Raw genomic sequence first — 19,014 nt, 5'->3', positions numbered from 1 at the left:
AGAAGCAAATGCTTCACAGAAAAGTGAATAATATAAACCTAAGCGGCAAAAATGCAACGATTAGGATAAATAAAATACGACAATTAGATAAAGAGTAAAATTTAACACTTTTGAACGGTTGACGAACTTTTCCATCAAGCGAAAACCTTGAAAATCAGACGAAAACCCTAGCCCTGATTGCAGTGGAAAGCCCACAGCCAAGCTTGGGAAAAGCAATGGAGGCGAGGACTTGCAACGGAAAGCAGGTTCCCGGCTACAAAAAAAAACCTCAACAACTTGGGCGTTGCTGAGGTGGATTGTTTTTCTTGGGAAAAGAATTTCTACTAAGAATTTTCCAAAATGTAGGTAAACATCAGTGGTGCGCAGATGGTGGCATCCGACTCTACAATGTATTTTGGTGTATCGATATCCAGTTTCCCCCAAGTGATTTTCTCGTTCGGTACCGCTCCGGAATAGGATCCGTAAGAAGTGGTAGAGTCCGAAATTTGGCAGAAATACGCCCAGAAAGGTACATCTTCCCACTCCAGATCTTGGTACATCATCGGTACCACACAGATTGGGAAATCTCCGGCGATACCGCCACCAATTTGGAAGAAACCAACACCTTTTCCTTCGGAGTTTGCTCTGTACCATTCGGTTAGGAAAATCATGTATTCGATTCCGGATTTTACGGTAGAGGCTTGTAATTTTCCTTTGATGACATTGGAAGTGAAGATGTTCCCCGTGGTAGAATCTTCCCATCCAGGTACTACGATGGGCAAGTTTTTCTCTGCCGCAGCCACGATCCAAGAGTCTTTAGGGTCGATTTCGTAATACTGCTCCAACACTCCGGAGTTTACTACTTGGTACAAAAATTCGTGTGGGAAATATCGTTCACCTTTGTCTTCGGCAGCATGCCAAACATCTTCCAGGTGCGTTTGCAATCTACGGAAAGCCTCTTCTTCCGGGATACAAGTATCGGTAACTCTGTTGTAGTGAGCGTCCAAGAGTTCTCTTTCTTGCTCTGGAGTTAGGTCTCTATAGTTAGGCACTCTTTTGTAGTGGGAATGTGCGACTAAATTCATCACATCTTCTTCCAAATTGGCTCCTGTACAAGAGATAATTTGCACTTTATCTTGACGGATCATTTCCGCAAGAATTTTCCCCATTTCCGCTGTGGACATTGCCCCAGCAAGGGTAATCATCATTTTACCACCGTCTTTCAGGTGAGCTACATATCCTTTGGAAGCATCTACCAAAGCCGCAGCGTTGAAATGTAAATAGTACTTTTCTAAAAATTCAGAAATCGGTCTATTGCTCATGTTAAAATTTTTATGGTGCAAAGATAGGATTTTTTAATGTTTCGTGTTTGGTTTTTAGTTTTTGGGGAACTGACAACTGACAACCGACAACCGACAACTATTAACCAACAACCAACAACCAATTCATTTTTTTTACCGAAATTTGCGCCATGCATCCCAGAGAATTAAAAATAGAAAATTTCACCTACGATTTACCCAACGAAAGCATCGCCTACACACCGGCAGAACCCAGAGACACCTCCAAACTTTTGGTGTACAAAAACGGGAAAATCTCCCAAGATATTTACAGAAATCTAGACTCACAACTTCCAGAAGACACGGTTCTGGTTTTCAACGATACCCGAGTGATCAAATCCAGGATATTTTTCCAAAGACCCACCGGAGCGGTGATTGAAGTGTTCTGTCTAGAACCGTATGGAGAAAATGCCCACTACGAAGCCTTCTTCCAACAAAAAGGAAGTGCTTTGTGGACTTGCCTCATCGGGAAAGTCGGAAAATGGAAAGAAAAACATCTGACCAAGAGCATAGACATCAACGGTATTTCGGTAGAACTTTCTGTGGAAATTGTAGAAAAACTGAGCGATGCTTATGTGGTTAAATTTTCTTGGACACCGGAAAACATTTCGTTTGGCGAAGTGATTGACGCTGCCGGAGTAACGCCTCTCCCACCCTACATCAAAAGGATTGCCGACGAACACGACGAGGAAACCTACCAAACCGTGTACTCGGAAAATGAAGGTTCTGTTGCCGCTCCCACTGCGGGTTTGCATTTTTCTCCCGACATTTTTGATCGTTTGGAAAAGAAAGGGATTTCTAGATTGTTCACCACACTTCATGTCGGCGCCGGAACTTTTATGCCTGTAAAATCCAACACGATGGACGGACATAACATGCATGCCGAAGTGATGAATATTTCTGTTGAATTTTTAGAACAACTTTTAGAAAAAATAAATTCGAAAATCATTACTGTTGGGACGACTTCTACACGAACTTTGGAAAGCATCTACTGGATGGGAAATAAGATCATCAACCAACCCAACATCAACCACGAGCAACTGAAAGTAACCCAATGGGAACCTTACGAAGGCATGAAAAGGCATTCTGCTGAAGCTGCAGTTTCTGCCTTGATCGAATGGATAAAACAGCACAACGAAACCGAACTTTCCATAGAAACCCAAATCATCATTGCTCCGTGTTATAAATTTGGAATTGTAAAAGGTTTGATCACCAATTTTCATCAGCCACAATCGACTTTGTTGCTTTTGGTTTCGGCATTGATTGGCGAAAGATGGAAGGAAATTTATGAGTATGCATTGGAAAACGATTTCCGTTTCTTGAGCTACGGCGATGGCAGTTTGCTGTTGCCGGAATAATTTTTTTAGAACTCAATCCTTCAAGGATTTAAAATCCTTGAAGGATTCAAATAATAAAAAGGATTCTATACAAAATTTAACATGGAAAAAATTCTAATGAACTGGAGCGGTGGAAAAGATTCGGCCATGGCTTTGTACTTGCTTCAACAAAATAAAAATGTTGAAGTGCTTTCTTTATTAACCTCGGTAAACAAAGAGATGCAGAGGATTTCCATGCATGGTGTACACATCGATTTACTGAAAAAACAAGCCGATTGCATTGGGCTTCCGCTTCAATTATTGCAAGTACCAGAATCGACCCAGATGGAAGTCTATGAAAAAGCAATGGAAGAACAATTGTCTCATTTCTCAAAACTAGGTGTTAGGACTTCGGCTTTTGGGGATATTTTGTTGGAAGATTTACGAGAATATCGAGAGAAACAATTGGCCAAAATCGGTTGGAAGGCCAAGTTTCCTTTGTGGCAAAAAGACACCCAAAAATTGGTGCATGACTTTATTGAAATGGGCTTCAAGACGAGAGTTTGCTGCATCAACAAAGAATTTTTGGGAACAGAATTTTTAGGAAGAGACATCGATGAAGATTTTATCAATGATTTACCAAAAAATGTAGATCCTTGTGGTGAAAATGGCGAGTTTCATACCTTTGTGTACGACGGACCCATTTTCAGAGAACCCCTGAACATCAGCAACGGAGAGAAGATCGAAAAATCGTATTCCCACGATGGGAAAAGCTACGGTTTTGAGTTTATCGATTTGAAATAATGGACTTATCCATCAGTCTCCCAATTTGAAATTCCTTCTGTTTTTCTTTTCAGAATGTTGTTTTTTTTGGTCTATTCTTTTTTCTTTAGACGCTTTTGTAGGTTTTGTTTTCAACCTTTTTTTATCCATTTTCAGAGCACGATCTACCAATAACAAGATTTTATTGATGGCTAAAACCTTATTTTCTAACTGCGATCTGGTTTCTTGTACCATCACTTGCAAATATCCTTCGGAATTTATTTTATTTTTCAATTTTTCCATTATTCTTAATTTTTCATCCAAATTGAAAAATAGAGAATTCATCACCAACCATTTGGCAGTAACCATGGTTTCCACCTTGTTTACATTTTGACCACCAGCGCCACTGCTTCTGGCAGTTTTGAATTCTAACTCCGAACTGAAATTTTTCATAAGTACAATTTGGGCATTCTTTACACCATTCACAAATGTAAGGGAATAAAAAGGCTTTTAAAACATGATCTGATAAAAAAATATTAAAAAAATTAATGATATTAAAAAAACTTTTATACATTTGCAGTCAAGAATTGCTCTTTTACATACTGAAAATGTTATCCAGAAAGGTGGAGGGAATAGACCCAACGAAGCCTTGGCAACCTCTCGCGAAAGCGAAAAGGTGCTAAATTCTATCCAAAAAATATTGAGGAGAAGATAACAATCATCCATTTCTTACATACTTTCTTATGTAGCATTTTCATTGTTGAATTATTAAATAATAAAAAATGCTACAACACTTACTCATCACCGACTACACTTGTCTTTCGGGACAAACCTCTACCATTAATCTCACATTCGAAGTTTTTGGTCAACCCTTGCATTCTGCACCTGTGGTACTCATCAACCATGCCTTAACCGGAAATTCTAATGTCGCCGGCACCAACGGTTGGTGGAAAACTTTGGTGGGACCAGAAAAAACCATCGATACGGAAAAATACACTTTGCTCTGCTTCAACATTCCCGGAAATGGATACCAACAATTTGGCAGCGTGGAAAATACAACTTTCACCGTTCATGATGTTGCAAAAATATTTTTATTGGGATTGGACCAATTGGGCATCCACAAACTTCACTCCATCATTGGAGGTTCTATTGGCGGCGCGATTGGCTGGGAAATGCTTGCACAAAATCCTAAAATCACGGAACGACTGATCCCTATTGCCACAGCAGACAAAACCAGCGATTGGCTGAATGCACAATGCCTCATCCAAAATTTTTTATTGGATTTACCCGAAAATGCGTTAGAAAAAGCACGAATGCACGCCATGCTGTGCTACAGAACTCCAGAATCCATCAACCAAAGATTTCAAAATGAAAAACAGGATCAAGAAAAATTAAAATCCCAAGAATGGTTGGAACATCATGGAGACGCCCTGAAAAACAGATTTCAAAAAGAAGCCTACCGAAACATGAACCACCTTTTGACCAGCATACAAACGAATCTTGAGTTGTTAAAAAATACCGATGCTGAAATTCATCTTATTGCTGTGGATTCCGATGTATTTTTCCCGGCCATTGAAATTAAAAATACCTACCAAAAATTAAAAAAAGAAATTAAAAACATCAGTTACAACGAGATAAAATCGATTCACGGTCACGATGCCTTTTTAATAGAATACGAACAACTCAACCAAATCCTTAACCCCATTTTAAATTATCATGAACAACAATACCATTACAATCTACAAGAACAAAGCACTTATTAATTTCGAAGGTCAAGACTTCCTAGGTCAATACGGCATAGATTCTAGAATTTTCCACGCGCTGAACAATCAAAAAATATCCGTGGGCATCATTTCTCAACAAGCCATTGAAAATGGAATTTCCGTTTTGGTGGACGAAAAAGATGCTAAAGAAGCGGTTTCTTGCCTTGAAAGAGAGTTTGAAAAAGAGAGAAAATTTGGGGTTGTCAATAGCATTTTCAATATCGAAGGACTCTCTGCCTTGGGTTTTGTTACAGACAATTTCAATAAAATCCTTACTGCTCTCAAAAAAAATAAAATCTACCCTCTGTTGCTCAATCAAGTTGCAATAGACGGTCGGGTTAATTTGGTTGTAGTAAACAGTCAGCTTGAAAAAACAAAAGCCATTATTGAAAGCGAAATTTTTGGTAAAGCAAAGTCCGTACATTTGGCACTCATTGGTCATGGAAATGTGGGTGGAGCGTTATTAGATCAGATTCTGGAATCTTCTACCGAAATTTTATCCAGAAAAAACATCAATCTGAAAGTGGTTGCCATTGCCAATTCTAAAAACCTTATCGTGAATCAATTTGGTTTGGGAAATGATTGGCTCAAAAAAATAAAATCATCGACTACGGCATCAAAAGTGGATTACATTCTGGATTTTGTTAAAGAAAATCAACTGGAAAACCTTATTGTTGTTGACAACACCGCAAGTAAAGATTTTGTAAAACACTACCCTACTTTTGCTGAGAATGGCTTTGATGTGGTCTCTTCCAATAAAATTTTCAATACCCAATCCATTTCCAGTTACAGAAACTTCAGAAAGATCCTGAAGAAAAACAATAAAAAATACCTCTACGAAACCAATGTTGGAGCAGGTCTGCCGTTGATAGACACCATTAAACTTTTGCACCTTTCCGGAGAAAACATCACCCGAATAAAAGGCGTATTTTCAGGTTCATTGAGTTATATCTTCAACCATTTTTCTGTTAGAAACGAAAAGTTCTCTACGATTCTCCAAGAAGCTCTGGACAAAGGATATACAGAACCCGACCCTAGAGAAGATCTCTCCGGAAATGATGTTGCCCGAAAACTATTAATCCTTGCCAGAGAGTTGGATTTAATCAATGAATTTGATGACATCAACATTCAAAATTTAATTCCAGAAAACCTCCAAAACATCGATAAACAAGAATTCTTGAACCGTTTCGCCGACCTTGATGATTATTTTCAAAATATAAAAAATAACCTTCCAGAGAATCATGTACTTCGATTTGTAGGGGATTTACACGGAGATCTTCAACAAGAAAAAGGAAGTTTAGATGTCAATTTAATAACCGTTCCCGCTCAATCGGCACTCGGCCAACTGAAAGGTTCGGACTCCATTTTTGAAATTTACACCGAGTCTTATGGCGAAAATCCTATTGTCATCATGGGAGCCGGAGCCGGAGCACAAGTTACAGCGAGAGGCGTTTTTGGGGATATTTTAAGAATTTCTGAAACTAGATAATTTATAACTTTAACACTATGAAATCACTTTCTCTAATAAAAAATATCCTTTCCCAACGCATCCTCATCCTCGACGGTGCCATGGGAACCATGTTGCAACGCCATCAATTTTCAGAAGAAGATTTCCGTGGCGAAAGATTTAAAGATTGGCCAAAACCGGTGAAAGGAAATAATGATTTACTTTCCCTCACCCAACCCGAAGCCATTGCCGATGTACACAGACAATATTTTGAAGCCGGTGCTGATATTGTGGAAACCAATACCTTCTCCGGAACCACCATAGCCATGGCCGATTACGGCATGGAAGAATTGGTATACGAACTCAATTTCGAGTCTGCAAAAATTGCCAGAAAAGTAGCCGATAAATTTACCGCCGCACAACCCAACAAACCAAGATTTGTTGCCGGAGCAATCGGTCCTACCAATAGAACAGCCTCTCTTTCTCCAGATGTGAACGACCCGGGTTTCCGTGCTATTACTTTTGAAGAATTAAGAGTTGCCTACAAACAACAAGCAGAAGCATTACTGGACGGTGGAGTGGACATCCTTTTGGTTGAAACCATTTTTGACACCTTGAACGCCAAAGCTGCATTGTTCGCCATTGATGAAATTCAGGAAGAAAGAAACATACAAATCCCTATTATGGTCAGCGGAACCATCACCGATGCTTCGGGCAGAACACTTTCCGGTCAAACTGCCGAAGCTTTTTTGATTTCTATTTCTCATCTTAATTTATTGAGTGTAGGCTTCAATTGTGCTTTAGGTGCAAAACAACTTACACCTTACTTGGAAACCATTGCCAACAAATCCAATTTTGCCATTTCCGCTTATCCCAATGCCGGTTTGCCAAATGCTTTCGGTCAGTATGATGAAAGTCCCGAACAAATGGCAGAACAAATTCTAGAATATGTAGAAAAAGGACTTATCAACATCGTTGGAGGTTGCTGTGGCACTACTCCACCGCACATCAAAGCCATTGCAGAATTGGTAGCAAAGTATGAACCGAGAGGGGTTGTTAGTTGATGGTTTTCAGTTGTTGGTTGTCGGTTAATTGATAATTAAAGAGCCACGAAGTGGCGACATCAACAACATAGGGTGAAGCCCTATGAACACAGAGAATAACCCCATAACGAATAACAGAAAGAGGTCTGAAAGACCGACATCATTTTATAAACTTAAAATTAAATATCATGGGACAATCATTAAATAAAATATATGTTCATTTGGTATTTTGCACCAAGAATAGACAACCGGTAATTGATGATTTTATTGAAGATGAATTATTCAGTTATCTTGGTGGGATATGCAGAAATTTAGAATGCAACCCCATTCAAGTTGGAGGATATAAAGACCATGTACATATCCTATGTTTATTATCAAAAAAGATTGCACTCATGAAATTGCTTGAAGAAATAAAATCCAATTCTTCAAAATGGATAAAAACAAAAGGTTCCGAGTTTAAAGATTTTTATTGGCAAAATGGATACGGTGCTTTTTCAGTAAATCCTACGGAAATAGAGATTGTGAAAAAATATATCATCAACCAAAAAGAACACCATCAAAAAAGAAGTTTCCAAGAAGAATACCTGGCATTTTTAAACAAATATAACATTGAATACGACGAGAAATATCTTTGGGAATAAAGGATGTCGCCCTTTCAGGGCTCCCCTCTTTTGCCTTAAAAATCATAGGGTTTCACCCTATGCTATTGATTTCGCCACTTCGTGGCTCCTCTACATATTCACAAAAAGGTCTGAAAGACCAATAACATTAACATCAGGTGCAGCCTTATGAAAATTTAAAAAAATGGAAAATAAAAATCATATTAGCAACCAACAACTAAAAACTAACAACCAACAACCAAGATATCTCAGGCTCTCCGGTCTGGAACCGCTCGTCGTTACTCCGGAATCCAACTTCATCAATGTGGGAGAAAGAACCAATGTGGCAGGTTCTAAAAAGTTTTTGAGACTCATCAATGAGGAAAAATATGCCGAAGCTTTGGAAATTGCCAGAGATCAGGTTGAAGGCGGTGCACAGATTTTGGATGTCAACATGGACGATGGACTTTTGGATGGCAAAAAAGCCATGGTAAAATTTCTGAACCTCATCGCTTCTGAGCCGGATATTGCCAAAATTCCTTTGATGATCGACTCATCAAAATGGGAAATTTTAGAAGCCGGTCTGCAAGTTGCCCAAGGGAAATGTGTGGTCAATTCCATTTCATTAAAAGAAGGCGAAGAAAAATTTCTGCACGAAGCCAAAATCATCAAAAGATACGGAGCCGCCGTTGTGGTAATGGCTTTTGATGAAGTCGGTCAAGCGGATAATTACCAAAGAAGAATCGACATTTGTAAAAGATCGTATGAACTTTTGGTTGAGAAAATCAACTTTCCACCAGAGGATATTATTTTCGATTTGAACATTTTCCCGGTGGCTACCGGCATGGAAGAACACCGCAGAAATGCTTTGGATTTCATAGAAGCTACAGCTTGGGTGAAGGAAAATTTACCCTTCGTAAGCATCAGTGGTGGTGTCTCCAATGTTTCTTTTTCCTTCCGAGGGAACAATGCCGTGCGAGAAGCCATGCACTCGGTTTTCTTGTACCACGCCATCAAAGCGGGGATGAACATGGGGATTGTAAACCCAACCATGTTGGAGGTTTATGACGAAATTCCGAAAGAATTATTGGAATTGGTGGAAGATGTGATGCTCGACAGAAGAGACGATGCCACTGAGAGGTTGTTGGACTATTCGGAAAAAGTAAAATCTACCAAGAAAGAAAAAGTAGAAGATTTGGCTTGGCGACAAGAGGATTTACAATCCAGAATTACCCATGCCATGGTGAAAGGTATCGACAAATATATCATCGAAGATGCTGAAGAAGCTCGACAACTAGCCTCAAAACCTTTAGAAGTTATCGAAGTAAATTTGATGACCGGAATGGGCGTTGTAGGTGACTTATTCGGTGCCGGAAAAATGTTTTTGCCACAAGTAGTAAAATCGGCAAGGGTGATGAAAAAAGCAGTTGCTTATCTTCAACCCTTCATCGAAGCAGAAAAAGACAGCAGCCGACCTTCGGCAGGAAAAGTTCTGATGGCAACCGTAAAAGGCGATGTTCACGATATCGGAAAAAATATTGTGAGCGTGGTTTTGGGTTGCAACAATTACGAAATTGTCGATTTGGGCGTGATGGTCCCTTGTGAGCAAATCATCCAAACCGCTATTGACGAAAAAGTTGATGTCATTGGATTGAGTGGATTGATTACTCCAAGTTTGGACGAAATGGTGCATGTTGCCAGCGAATTGGAAAGACAAAACCTGGATTTCCCTTTATTAATCGGTGGTGCAACCACTTCTAAAGCACATACTGCGGTAAAAATTGATCCTACTTATAACAGAACTGTCGTTCATGTGAACGATGCTTCACGAGCGGTGGGTGTGGTTTCTAGTTTGATTAACAGAGAAAAATCCACAAGTTATGGATTGGAAATAAAAGCAGAATACGAAGATTTCCGTGAAAAATTTTTGAATAGAAGCGATCATAAAGAATATGTTTCCATTGAATTTGCCAGAGAAAATCATTACACCATCGATTTTAAACCTGAAGATATTGTAAAACCTAAAAAATTAGGAATTACCATTATCGAAGATCAGGATTTCAACGAGCTTTTAGATTTTATCGATTGGTCGCCGTTCTTCAGATCTTGGGAACTTCACGGGAAATTCCCGAATATTTTAACCGATGAAGTGGTGGGAGCCCAAGCAACGGAACTCTTCAACGATATGCAAAAAATCCTGAAACATGTATTGGACAATAAACTTTTCCATGCCAAAGCCATTTTCGGATTATTCCCTGCCAATGCAGTGGGCGATGACATTCAATTAAAAAATGAAAACGGCGAAGACTTGGCGACCTTCATCACGCTTCGTCAGCAAGTGAAGAAGTCCAAAGGCAAACCTTATCATGCTTTGAGCGATTTTATTGCTCCTTTAGAATCCGGAATTCAGGATTATGTCGGTTGTTTCTGTGTTTCTGCTGGTTTTGGAACTGAAGAATTGGCCCAGAAATACCGTGCTGAAAACGATGACTATTCCGCGATTATGGTTCAGGCTTTGGCGGATCGATTTGCCGAAGCTTTTGCCGAATTTCTGCATCACAAAGTAAGAACCGAATATTGGGGTTACGCTTCTGATGAAGCTTTGAGCAATGAAGAACTCATCAAAGAAGAATATAAAGGTATAAGACCTGCTCCTGGATATCCTGCTTGTCCGGATCATTTGGAAAAGAAAACCATTTGGAAAATTTTAGAAGTGGAAGAAAAAATCGGAGTTATCCTTACCGAAGGATTGGCAATGTGGCCGGCAGCGAGTGTGAGCGGTTATTATTTCGCTCATCCAGAGTCCAAATATTTTGGTTTGGGTAGGATAAAAGACGACCAATTGGAAGATTATGCACACAGAAAAAATATCCCGTTGGAAGAAGCCAGAAAATGGTTGATGCCTAAGATGGGGTGATTTTATTGGTTGTCAGTTGATGGTTGATGGTTGATAGTTGATGGCTTAAACTATCAAAAGAACATTGAAGAATAAATAAAATTGTAGAAATCATGAAAAAAGAATATACAGAATTGGATGTTTGGTTAGAAAGTCGAAAACTCGTGGGGTTAATTTATGAGGCAACGAGTAAGTTCCCTAAGGAAGAACTATTTGGAATTACCAATCAAATTCGACGATGTGCAGTTTCTATTCCATCCAATATTGCGGAAGGATTAGGAAGAAAAACAAATAGTGAAACCATCCATTTTCTGCATGTTTCCAGAGGTTCTTTATATGAATTAGAAACACAAATATACCTTTCTTTTGATCTCCATTTTATTTCAACTGACAAAACGGACCAATTATTAGCCCAAGTTTTAACCTGTAAAAAACTGATTAACGGATTTATCAATTATTTTAAAAATCTTAATCCATAATTTCCAACAACTGACAACTAACAACCGACAACCAAATATCAAACAATGAAAATAACAGAACATCTACATAACGCCCAAGGCAAAACCCTTTTCTCTTTTGAGATTGTCCCACCCGAAAAAGGCGTAGGCATCACCGATTTATACAAAAATATCGACCCGTTGATGGAGTTCAAACCACCCTTCATCGATGTTACCACTTCCAGGGAAGAATACATTTTTCTGGAAAGAGACGGCGGACTGATGGAAAGAAAAATCACCAGAATGCGTCCCGGAACATTAGGAATTTGCTCTGCCATTCAACACAAATACAATGTGGACACCGTTCCGCATGTGCTTTGTGGCGGATTTACCAAAGAGGAAACCGAATATCTTTTGGTCGATTGTATGTATCTCGGCATTGATAATGTGATGGCTCTGAGAGGCGATGCGATGAAGGGTGAAAAATATTTTGAAGCCACAAAAGGTGGGAATCGCTATGCTTCGGATTTGGTGAAACAAGTACAGAATACGGGCAAAGGAAAATACCTGCACCAAGATATCAATTGCAAAGATGAAAGTCATTTCTGCATCGGTGTTGCGGGATATCCTGAAAAACACATTGAAGCTCCTTCCATGAACTATGATCTGGAAATGCTCAAGAAAAAAGTAGAAAATGGTGCCGATTATATCGTAACCCAAATGTTTTTTGACAACCAAAAATATTTTGATTTTGTGAAGTCCGTTCGAGAAGCAGGAATTGATATTCCGATTATCCCGGGCATCAAACCCATTGCGACGCTCAATCATTTGCAACTTTTACCACAGGTTTTCAAAATCGATTTACCGGAAACTTTGGTGAATGAAGTGTTAAAATGCAAAAACAACCAACAAGTCCGCCAAGTCGGGGTTGAATGGGCCATCCAACAGTCCAAAGAACTTTTGGCAAACCAAGTGCTTGTACTTCACTTCTACTCGATGGGGAAAAGTGATAATATTGTACAGATTGCCAGAGCGGTTTTTTAAACTTTTCACAGACTCTAAGAAATTCAGTTTGATTTTAATGATAACTTGTGCTATTGGCGCAAGTTATTTTCATTTTCAACCAAACTCACAATCAACTTGTTACTAAATATATTAAAATAAAAAGCGATTCTTTGTAACCTCAAAAGCCTTCACCAACTCTATTAGAATAGAAACCGGTATTTCATTAGAAAATAAAATTGCAATTTTTTAAATCTAAAAAAAAAAAATAATTTTAAAAAATTAACAAAATGAACACCTTAGCTTTAAACCAAGTAAAATCATTATTAAAATACACATTTACCCTTGTTCCTATCGTTGCTGGAGCAGATAAGTTTTTCAATCTATTAACCAACTGGGAACAATACATCAATCCAGGTATAGAAGGACTTTTGCCTTTCTCCGGAGCAACATTTATGATGATTGTTGGAGTAATAGAAATTGTAGCAGGGATTATTGTTTTTACAAAAACACAATTGGGAGGATATATTGTCGCGGCTTGGCTTACTGCAATTGCCCTGACTTTACTATTAGGCTTTAATTTCGTAGATGTTGCTGTTAGAGATTTGGTAATGGCCATTGCTGCATTTTCTTTGGCGAAATTGTCGGGAATAAAAGAATAATGTAATTTTAAACTCATTTAATCTAAACTCTGGAACATGACTTCACAAGTTCAAAAACTAAAAGATACAGAGATCATTGAGAAAATCCTGAAAGGTGAAAAATCCTTGTATGAACTCATCGTTAGACGGTACAATCCTTATCTCTACAAAATCGGAAGGTCGTACAATTACAACCACGAAGACACCCAAGACCTGATGAGGTCACTGAAAAACCATCTTCATTTTGAATAAGATTTAATTTCAGACAAGAATTAAGAGCTTATTACACGACTTTAAAATCGGTAATAAGCTCTTTACATTTTTTGGAGTTCTAAATTTAATGGGTTTTGTAAAGCTTGTTTTGATTTAATTGGAGCTGAGTTTTAAAGATGATGATTTTGTTCTCTTTTTCTTAGATTAATTTCAGGATCCTCTTCAAATTGACTGCGAAAATAGCCAATGCTCCCTGCATTTGCATGTTTTCTATTCCATAAGAAGTGGCTCTTTTGTAACCATGAACATTTTTAAGTTCACTGTTTTTGGCTTCAATTTTATACCGGTGTTTCGACTTTTCTTTGTAATAATCACTTTCCTGAAAAGCCATCTGTTCTTGGTGTAATTCTGATTTTATAGAAACCGAGTAGGTTTTAGATTTTGCTCCGTCTTTGTAACAACCTTCTCTTAATGGGCAAACTTTACATTTTTCAACATCAAAATAATATACATCAGCTTGATTTTTGCCGACATTCTTTCTGTTCTGATGGGCTTTTCTGATGGCTAAATGCCCGGCAGGACAAACAAATCTGTCAGCATCCTTATTGTAATCAAACTGGTCTTTTTCTTTCCTACATCCTTGTGTAATGGATGGATTTAACTTTGCAACAATTTTTATATCCTGTTCGCTGGCAATTTTCAGATTTTCTTTTCCACTATAAGCCGAATCGCCAATGATGGTTTCCACTTCCATTCCGTTGTCTTGGCTCATTTGCAGTAATTTTGGCAATTCAGGCCCGTCTCCTTTTTCTCCCGAAGTTACCACTGCTGCGGTGATAATCCGCTCTTCACTCATCGCCAAATGTGTTTTGTAACCGAAAAAGGAACTGTCTGCGGATTTATGTCCGATTTTGGCATCCGTGTCTTTTGAGAAAGTTAGCTGTTCATCGGTGTCTTCGGCTGTTTCCCTCAAAAGATTTAATTTCTCTTTCACTGCCGGAATCTCACTTATTGATGGCTCATCTTCTATGCATTTTTCAAGTTCTCTACAATAAGCCAATTCTTTGTTCAGATCGTTTTCAGTATTCTTGACCGGCATTTTTGATTTGAAGTTTTCATCAAATTGATAAACCGTTTTACGAACTAATCTCGAACGCTCTCTCAGTACTTCTATGCTTGAAAATGGATTCGATCTAGATAAAGTATGTGTAGCGTCCACAATAATGGATCTGGATTTAATAATGCCTTTATCGATCGCTATCGTTACCGTTTTACCAATTAGAAGGTTCAACAAATCGGTATCTTTCAAGCGTAATTTCCTGAATTTTGTAAGTGAACTGGGGTTTATCACATCATCTTCGGGAGCCATATCTAAAAAATATTTGAAAGACATATCATAGCGGGAACGCTCTACCACATCTACATCAGAAACCGAGTAAATGCTTTTCAACAAAAGGTATTTGAACATCTTCACCGGACTTTCCGCATTGCGACCATTGTTCAAACAATACTTATTCAACAGTTCATCGTAGATGAAGGAAAAATCTATCAAATCATTAATTTTTCGAAGAAGATTTTCTTTCGGAACGATTAAATCATACAAATCGGAATAAGAACTAAACTGAATCTTTTGCTGTTGGACTAACATTCTTTATCTTTAAAAGACCTTATCAAGGTACAAAAAAAGGAGCTAAAATCCTAAGATTTCAACTCCTTCTTTTTCATATTTCCTGAAAATTCACTTTTTCAGTGATCTCCAAATAATTTCCGGGTTTTTAATTGATAAAGTAACCACTTTTGCTAACATCATCAACTACAATACAACAGAAATAAATATTTCTAATCGTTCGCATTTTAACCAAGCGTTAAGCGAATTGTACAGAGCTTCCGACCAAACAAAGTTCATAAGTTTATCAGAATTAAAAAATAGAACAGAAGCTACCACTGCTAATAATTCGGTTGATATAGGTATTATCAATACAACATTCCAAAAACTCAATTTTAACGAAGAAAACCCTGCTGCAGGAGGAATAACTTACAATGAAACCACCTCAAAATATGTTGCCGTTTCGGGGAGTGCTTATGACTACAATAATGCAAAAGACACCCATTTTCTTACTATCTTTAAACAACCTAAATACAAAATATTATGAAAAATCTAATCTTAACGCTGGTTTTTGCTCTGGCTTATCTGGGATGCGACCGAAACAGCGGAGAAAACGAATACAACCCACAATTACCACCAATTACCCAAACTGGAGCAAATACTTTTGGCTGTAAAATAAACGGCGTAGTAATGGTACCCCGAAATTCTATAGGTTATGTACCACCCGGAAGTAATCACTATGCTGTAAGTTATGCCTCAATGAATAAGTATGAAAGGATAGGTGCTTCAGACAGTAGAGATACAAGAAGAGGTGGCATATATATGTATATAAAAAATCCTTTGCAGCAAAAACCCTTAAACGAAGGAGAATACATCGTCCAAGACAGCAACGGTGCTTTTAGTGATAGCTTTGCTGACGGAATTATGATGAACTGTGGATTATATGTAAATAATGCATATACAATATACTTATCTATAGCAAATACCGGAAAAATAACTATTACCAAAAGCGACCCAAACATTATTGCCGGAACTTTTTCGTGCAAACTAAAAAACAAGGACAACCCCAATGATATTATAGAAATAACGGATGGTAGGTTCGATTTTGATAGAAATACAATTAATACGACCAATTTTCCATAAAAATTAAGGGCAATTCCCGTTGCCCTCCATAATATAAACAATTACTACTCAATATAAACCCCATTTACAAAAATTGTACATTTGAAGAAATAATTTTAAAACAAAACAAATATGAAAACAGTAATTTTAAGTATAGCTATAGCAATGTTTATTTCTTGCAATAGAGATAAAACGGAGGAAATTGTACAAGACCAATTACCACCAATTACTTCTTACGGAGCCAATACAGCAGGTTGTATTATCAATGGTAAAGTATTAATCCCTAAAAATGGAAGCCAAGCTATTGGAGGGAGTCCTGTATATGGAATGAATGTAAATGCAGGTATAAATTTTAATGGACCCATTAGTGGAAATGATTATTGGCAACTAGAAATAGCAAACAAAAAAGACACTAATGGTGCTGGTATCATTTTATACATTAAAAATATGAGTTCAGGAGTTGGCGATTATATAGTTGACCAGTCTAATGGTGAGTTATATATGGACGGTCCTAACAACAACCAAATGATTGCAAGTATAAGAGAAAATGGTATTACCAAAACTTATTGGTCTAGTAATAATACAAGTACAATAAAAATTACCCGATTTGATTTTTATAATGGTATATATTCAGGAGTTTTTAGTGCAAAACTTTACAATAAAGATAATCCATCTGAAAAAATACAAATAACGGATGGTAGATTTGACATTAAAATTGCAACTTTAAATAAGTGATAAACTTTCTTCATCAATTACAGTCAAAATAGTAAATCTATAACCAATTAAAAATTACAATTATGTAGCCTAATCTCAAAAAGAAAAAGCCATTACTAGATGTAATGACTCTCACAGCTAAAAAAATGTCCGCAAAACAATTTAATAACTCAAAAACAGAAGTAATGAAAAAATCAATACCACTAATGCTATGGCTAATACTTTGCCTTAGCAATCCATCACTTTACGCACAGGTAACATACACCGGACTTGGTAAAGACTATACCCAACGAATGGACGAGATATTAGCCAATGTTAATAAAACCCCTGTAACAACAGGTATTTTATACGACAGAGTAATGTCTTTTTCGGATTTGGACTGGCTAAAAGAAAATGCGAGTATCACCAATTCTAACTATCTACACTTTATCCAAAGTTGGAGTGAAATTCATCGTGCTTCTTATAACCCGGTATTTCCTAATCTTGAATCGTTGAAATCAAATATTAATGCCAACACAAATGCCAATATGGTAGATTTGGGTGTCATAAATACCAAAATAAATTATATCGATTTCGGGACACCTAATATGCCTAGCCTAACTGCATCCAATGGTTTACTTTACAATGTAAACGGCATAAATCCATTTTTGGAAAAGCAAGTAACCGTTATTTCTCCTTTAAAAGAAAGTGTACAGTCCGGTTCGGTAACATTTAGGCTACAACCCAGTTTTATGTTACAGCTTACAGGTTTGCCAATAAAAACTCTAGTAGCCAATTTCGGCAATGGGACTCCCTACACACTCATTTCTAATAGTGCAATTACAGGAACTTCACCAACCATAGATTTTCCTACAAGTGGTAATAAAACCTTTACTTTTTCGGTTACCTACACCAACAATGCTACCGAAACACTTACCGCAACTATGAATGTTAATGTACCCACAATTGCGATACCAATGGGTACTGCTACATTGTTCCCGTTGGAAGAAGATTTTGTTGGTGCAGCAGGTATTGCCACAACTACCACCGGCAATATACCTTTTAAGGGGTACAATGAAACTTCCGCAACTAATGGTACTTTAGAATATAGAACTTACTACAATAAGGTTACAAATAATGGTTCCGAAAAATCTAAAATTAAGAAAGAAATCATAATCCTTGATGGTTATGACCCTGGAGACGGAAGAAAAATTTATCAACAAAGTTCAGGATATACAGCTGATAAAAGTAGTCTGTATGAATTAATGGGTTATGATGATGATGATAATAATCCTAATACAATTTCAGTAAATTTAGTTGAAAAATTACGAAACGCACCTTATGGTTTCGATGTTACATTGGTTAATTTCCCGAATGGAGCAGATTATATAGAGCGAAATGCTATGGCGTTGGTAGCTCTAATAAAAAGAGAAAATGCCAAACTTACAGCAAACGGTAGTTCGGAGCAAATTGTAATAATGGGTCCAAGTATGGGTGGTTTGGTTTCTCGATATGCTTTGGCATATATGGAAAAAAACAATATCCCACATAATACTAGGCTATGGGCAAGTTTTGATAGCTCACATCTTGGAGCAAATATCCCAATTGCTGCACAAGAAAATTTATATTTCTATGGTTACAAAGCAAGGAAAGATCAAGCAAAAACAAAATTTGATGAAAATTTTCGTTCCCCAGCTGCTAGACAAATGCTAATTGAACAGTTAGATTATATACAAGAGAATCCGCCATACTCAACAGATTTAATGCCAAATGGTTCAGTGCCAAATGGCGGAAATAATAATACTAATTTTAGACAACAATTTATTTCCAATCTTAATTCAAATGGTGCATTAGGTTCTAGTGGTTTTCCACAAAATTTAAGAAAAATAGCAATTATTAATGGAACGACAAATGGTACTAAAACTAATTATGAAAACCAATTATTCTTGGAATTAGCTGCGTTTAAAATTGTAAAATATGGAAAAATCAGCCACACCAATCCAGCAGATTTTCCCACATTTCAACAAAATTATTCAACACCAACAACAGAAATATTAAATAAAATCTCTACTTTTGAGTGTTACTAAGAATGGGAAGATTACAGTACATATAATGGTGTTGGCGTTATTTCGGCGGTTTTTCAAAACGGTCAATTTGT

At 37.4% G+C, this 19,014-nt stretch carries 19 protein-coding genes and 1 riboswitch; of the genes, 16 read left to right on the top strand and 3 right to left on the bottom strand.

Going from position 1 to position 19,014, the window contains the following annotated elements; genetic code table 11:
• Positions 1-177 precede the first annotated feature (177 nt).
• Entirely contained in the window at positions 178-327 is a 150-nt protein-coding gene (locus H9Q20_RS08720; protein WP_187477516.1) for a hypothetical protein, read from the top strand.
• On the opposite strand, the gene H9Q20_RS08715 is transcribed toward H9Q20_RS08720, so the two are convergent.
• Entirely contained in the window at positions 324-1,301 is a 978-nt protein-coding gene (locus tag H9Q20_RS08715) for a deoxyhypusine synthase family protein (RefSeq protein WP_124642273.1), read from the bottom strand. The two genes, H9Q20_RS08720 and H9Q20_RS08715, sit on opposite strands and share 4 nt — an antisense overlap.
• 149 nt (positions 1,302-1,450) lie before the next feature.
• Between H9Q20_RS08715 and H9Q20_RS08710 the strand changes: the two genes are divergently transcribed.
• Together H9Q20_RS08710 and H9Q20_RS08705 are read left to right on the top strand one after the other, a co-directional pair.
• Positions 1,451-2,674 (top strand): S-adenosylmethionine:tRNA ribosyltransferase-isomerase, encoded by a 1,224-nt coding sequence (locus H9Q20_RS08710; RefSeq protein WP_187477515.1) that lies wholly within the window; start codon positions 1,451-1,453, stop codon positions 2,672-2,674.
• 81 nt (positions 2,675-2,755) lie between these two features.
• Positions 2,756-3,436: a diphthine--ammonia ligase gene (locus H9Q20_RS08705; RefSeq protein ID WP_262385498.1), complete on the top strand. Its 681-nt coding sequence runs from the start codon at positions 2,756-2,758 to the stop codon at positions 3,434-3,436.
• Between the two features lie 12 nt (positions 3,437-3,448).
• Here H9Q20_RS08705 and arfB read toward each other — a convergent pair whose 3' ends face one another.
• Positions 3,449-3,847 (bottom strand): alternative ribosome rescue aminoacyl-tRNA hydrolase ArfB, encoded by a 399-nt coding sequence (gene arfB / locus H9Q20_RS08700; RefSeq protein ID WP_187477514.1) that lies wholly within the window; start codon positions 3,845-3,847, stop codon positions 3,449-3,451.
• Between the two features lie 155 nt (positions 3,848-4,002).
• Positions 4,003-4,112, top strand: a riboswitch (SAM riboswitch).
• Positions 4,113-4,176: 64 nt separating this feature from the next.
• Between arfB and H9Q20_RS08695 the strand changes: the two genes are divergently transcribed.
• From H9Q20_RS08695 to H9Q20_RS08655, 9 genes are all read left to right on the top strand, one after another.
• The gene (locus H9Q20_RS08695) at positions 4,177-5,157 is read left to right on the top strand and encodes an alpha/beta fold hydrolase (RefSeq protein ID WP_187477513.1); all 981 of its coding nucleotides are present in this window, start codon (positions 4,177-4,179) and stop codon (positions 5,155-5,157) included.
• Positions 5,111-6,646: an ACT domain-containing protein gene (locus H9Q20_RS08690; RefSeq protein ID WP_124642283.1), complete on the top strand. Its 1,536-nt coding sequence runs from the start codon at positions 5,111-5,113 to the stop codon at positions 6,644-6,646. Before H9Q20_RS08695 ends, H9Q20_RS08690 begins: the two co-directional genes overlap by 47 nt.
• Positions 6,647-6,663: 17 nt before the next feature.
• Entirely contained in the window at positions 6,664-7,668 is a 1,005-nt protein-coding gene (locus H9Q20_RS08685; RefSeq protein WP_187477512.1) for a homocysteine S-methyltransferase family protein, read from the top strand.
• 167 nt (positions 7,669-7,835) lie between these two features.
• On the top strand, positions 7,836-8,288 hold the full coding sequence (gene tnpA, locus H9Q20_RS08680) for an IS200/IS605 family transposase (RefSeq protein ID WP_187477511.1): 453 nt from the start codon (positions 7,836-7,838) through the stop codon (positions 8,286-8,288).
• A gap of 163 nt (positions 8,289-8,451) precedes the next feature.
• Positions 8,452-11,163, top strand: a complete 2,712-nt coding sequence (metH, locus tag H9Q20_RS08675; RefSeq protein ID WP_187477510.1) for a methionine synthase — start codon at positions 8,452-8,454, stop codon at positions 11,161-11,163.
• Between the two features lie 92 nt (positions 11,164-11,255).
• On the top strand, positions 11,256-11,621 hold the full coding sequence (locus H9Q20_RS08670) for a four helix bundle protein (protein WP_187477509.1): 366 nt from the start codon (positions 11,256-11,258) through the stop codon (positions 11,619-11,621).
• A gap of 45 nt (positions 11,622-11,666) precedes the next feature.
• Positions 11,667-12,623 carry a methylenetetrahydrofolate reductase [NAD(P)H] gene (gene metF, locus H9Q20_RS08665; RefSeq protein WP_187477508.1) on the top strand — a complete coding sequence of 319 codons (957 nt, stop codon included), beginning with the start codon at positions 11,667-11,669 and terminating at the stop codon, positions 12,621-12,623.
• Between the two features lie 248 nt (positions 12,624-12,871).
• Positions 12,872-13,243 carry a hypothetical protein gene (locus tag H9Q20_RS08660; protein WP_187477507.1) on the top strand — a complete coding sequence of 124 codons (372 nt, stop codon included), beginning with the start codon at positions 12,872-12,874 and terminating at the stop codon, positions 13,241-13,243.
• Positions 13,244-13,279: 36 nt separating this feature from the next.
• On the top strand, positions 13,280-13,474 hold the full coding sequence (locus H9Q20_RS08655) for a hypothetical protein (protein ID WP_187477506.1): 195 nt from the start codon (positions 13,280-13,282) through the stop codon (positions 13,472-13,474).
• A gap of 160 nt (positions 13,475-13,634) precedes the next feature.
• On the opposite strand, the gene H9Q20_RS08650 is transcribed toward H9Q20_RS08655, so the two are convergent.
• Positions 13,635-15,083: an IS1182 family transposase gene (locus H9Q20_RS08650; protein ID WP_187477341.1), complete on the bottom strand. Its 1,449-nt coding sequence runs from the start codon at positions 15,081-15,083 to the stop codon at positions 13,635-13,637.
• A 226-nt stretch (positions 15,084-15,309) separates the two neighbouring features.
• On the opposite strand from H9Q20_RS08650, the gene H9Q20_RS08645 reads away from it, so the two are divergent.
• The 4 genes from H9Q20_RS08645 to H9Q20_RS08630 all read left to right on the top strand — a co-directional run bounded on the left by H9Q20_RS08645 (position 15,310) and on the right by H9Q20_RS08630 (position 18,943).
• Positions 15,310-15,588 carry a hypothetical protein gene (locus tag H9Q20_RS08645; RefSeq protein ID WP_187477505.1) on the top strand — a complete coding sequence of 93 codons (279 nt, stop codon included), beginning with the start codon at positions 15,310-15,312 and terminating at the stop codon, positions 15,586-15,588.
• Positions 15,585-16,184 carry a hypothetical protein gene (locus tag H9Q20_RS08640; RefSeq protein ID WP_187477504.1) on the top strand — a complete coding sequence of 200 codons (600 nt, stop codon included), beginning with the start codon at positions 15,585-15,587 and terminating at the stop codon, positions 16,182-16,184. Before H9Q20_RS08645 ends, H9Q20_RS08640 begins: the two co-directional genes overlap by 4 nt.
• A 111-nt stretch (positions 16,185-16,295) precedes the next feature.
• Positions 16,296-16,898: a hypothetical protein gene (locus tag H9Q20_RS08635; protein ID WP_187477503.1), complete on the top strand. Its 603-nt coding sequence runs from the start codon at positions 16,296-16,298 to the stop codon at positions 16,896-16,898.
• Positions 16,899-17,023: 125 nt separating this feature from the next.
• Positions 17,024-18,943, top strand: a complete 1,920-nt coding sequence (locus tag H9Q20_RS08630) for an esterase/lipase family protein (protein ID WP_187477502.1) — start codon at positions 17,024-17,026, stop codon at positions 18,941-18,943.
• Positions 18,944-19,014: the final 71 nt, after the last annotated feature.

Origin of the sequence: Amniculibacterium sp. G2-70 (assembly GCF_014353055.1) — a bacterium.
GTDB classification, from domain to species: Bacteria; Bacteroidota; Bacteroidia; order Flavobacteriales; family Weeksellaceae; genus Amniculibacterium; species Amniculibacterium aquaticum.
This window is presented reverse-complemented; position numbering and strand designations above follow the sequence as displayed.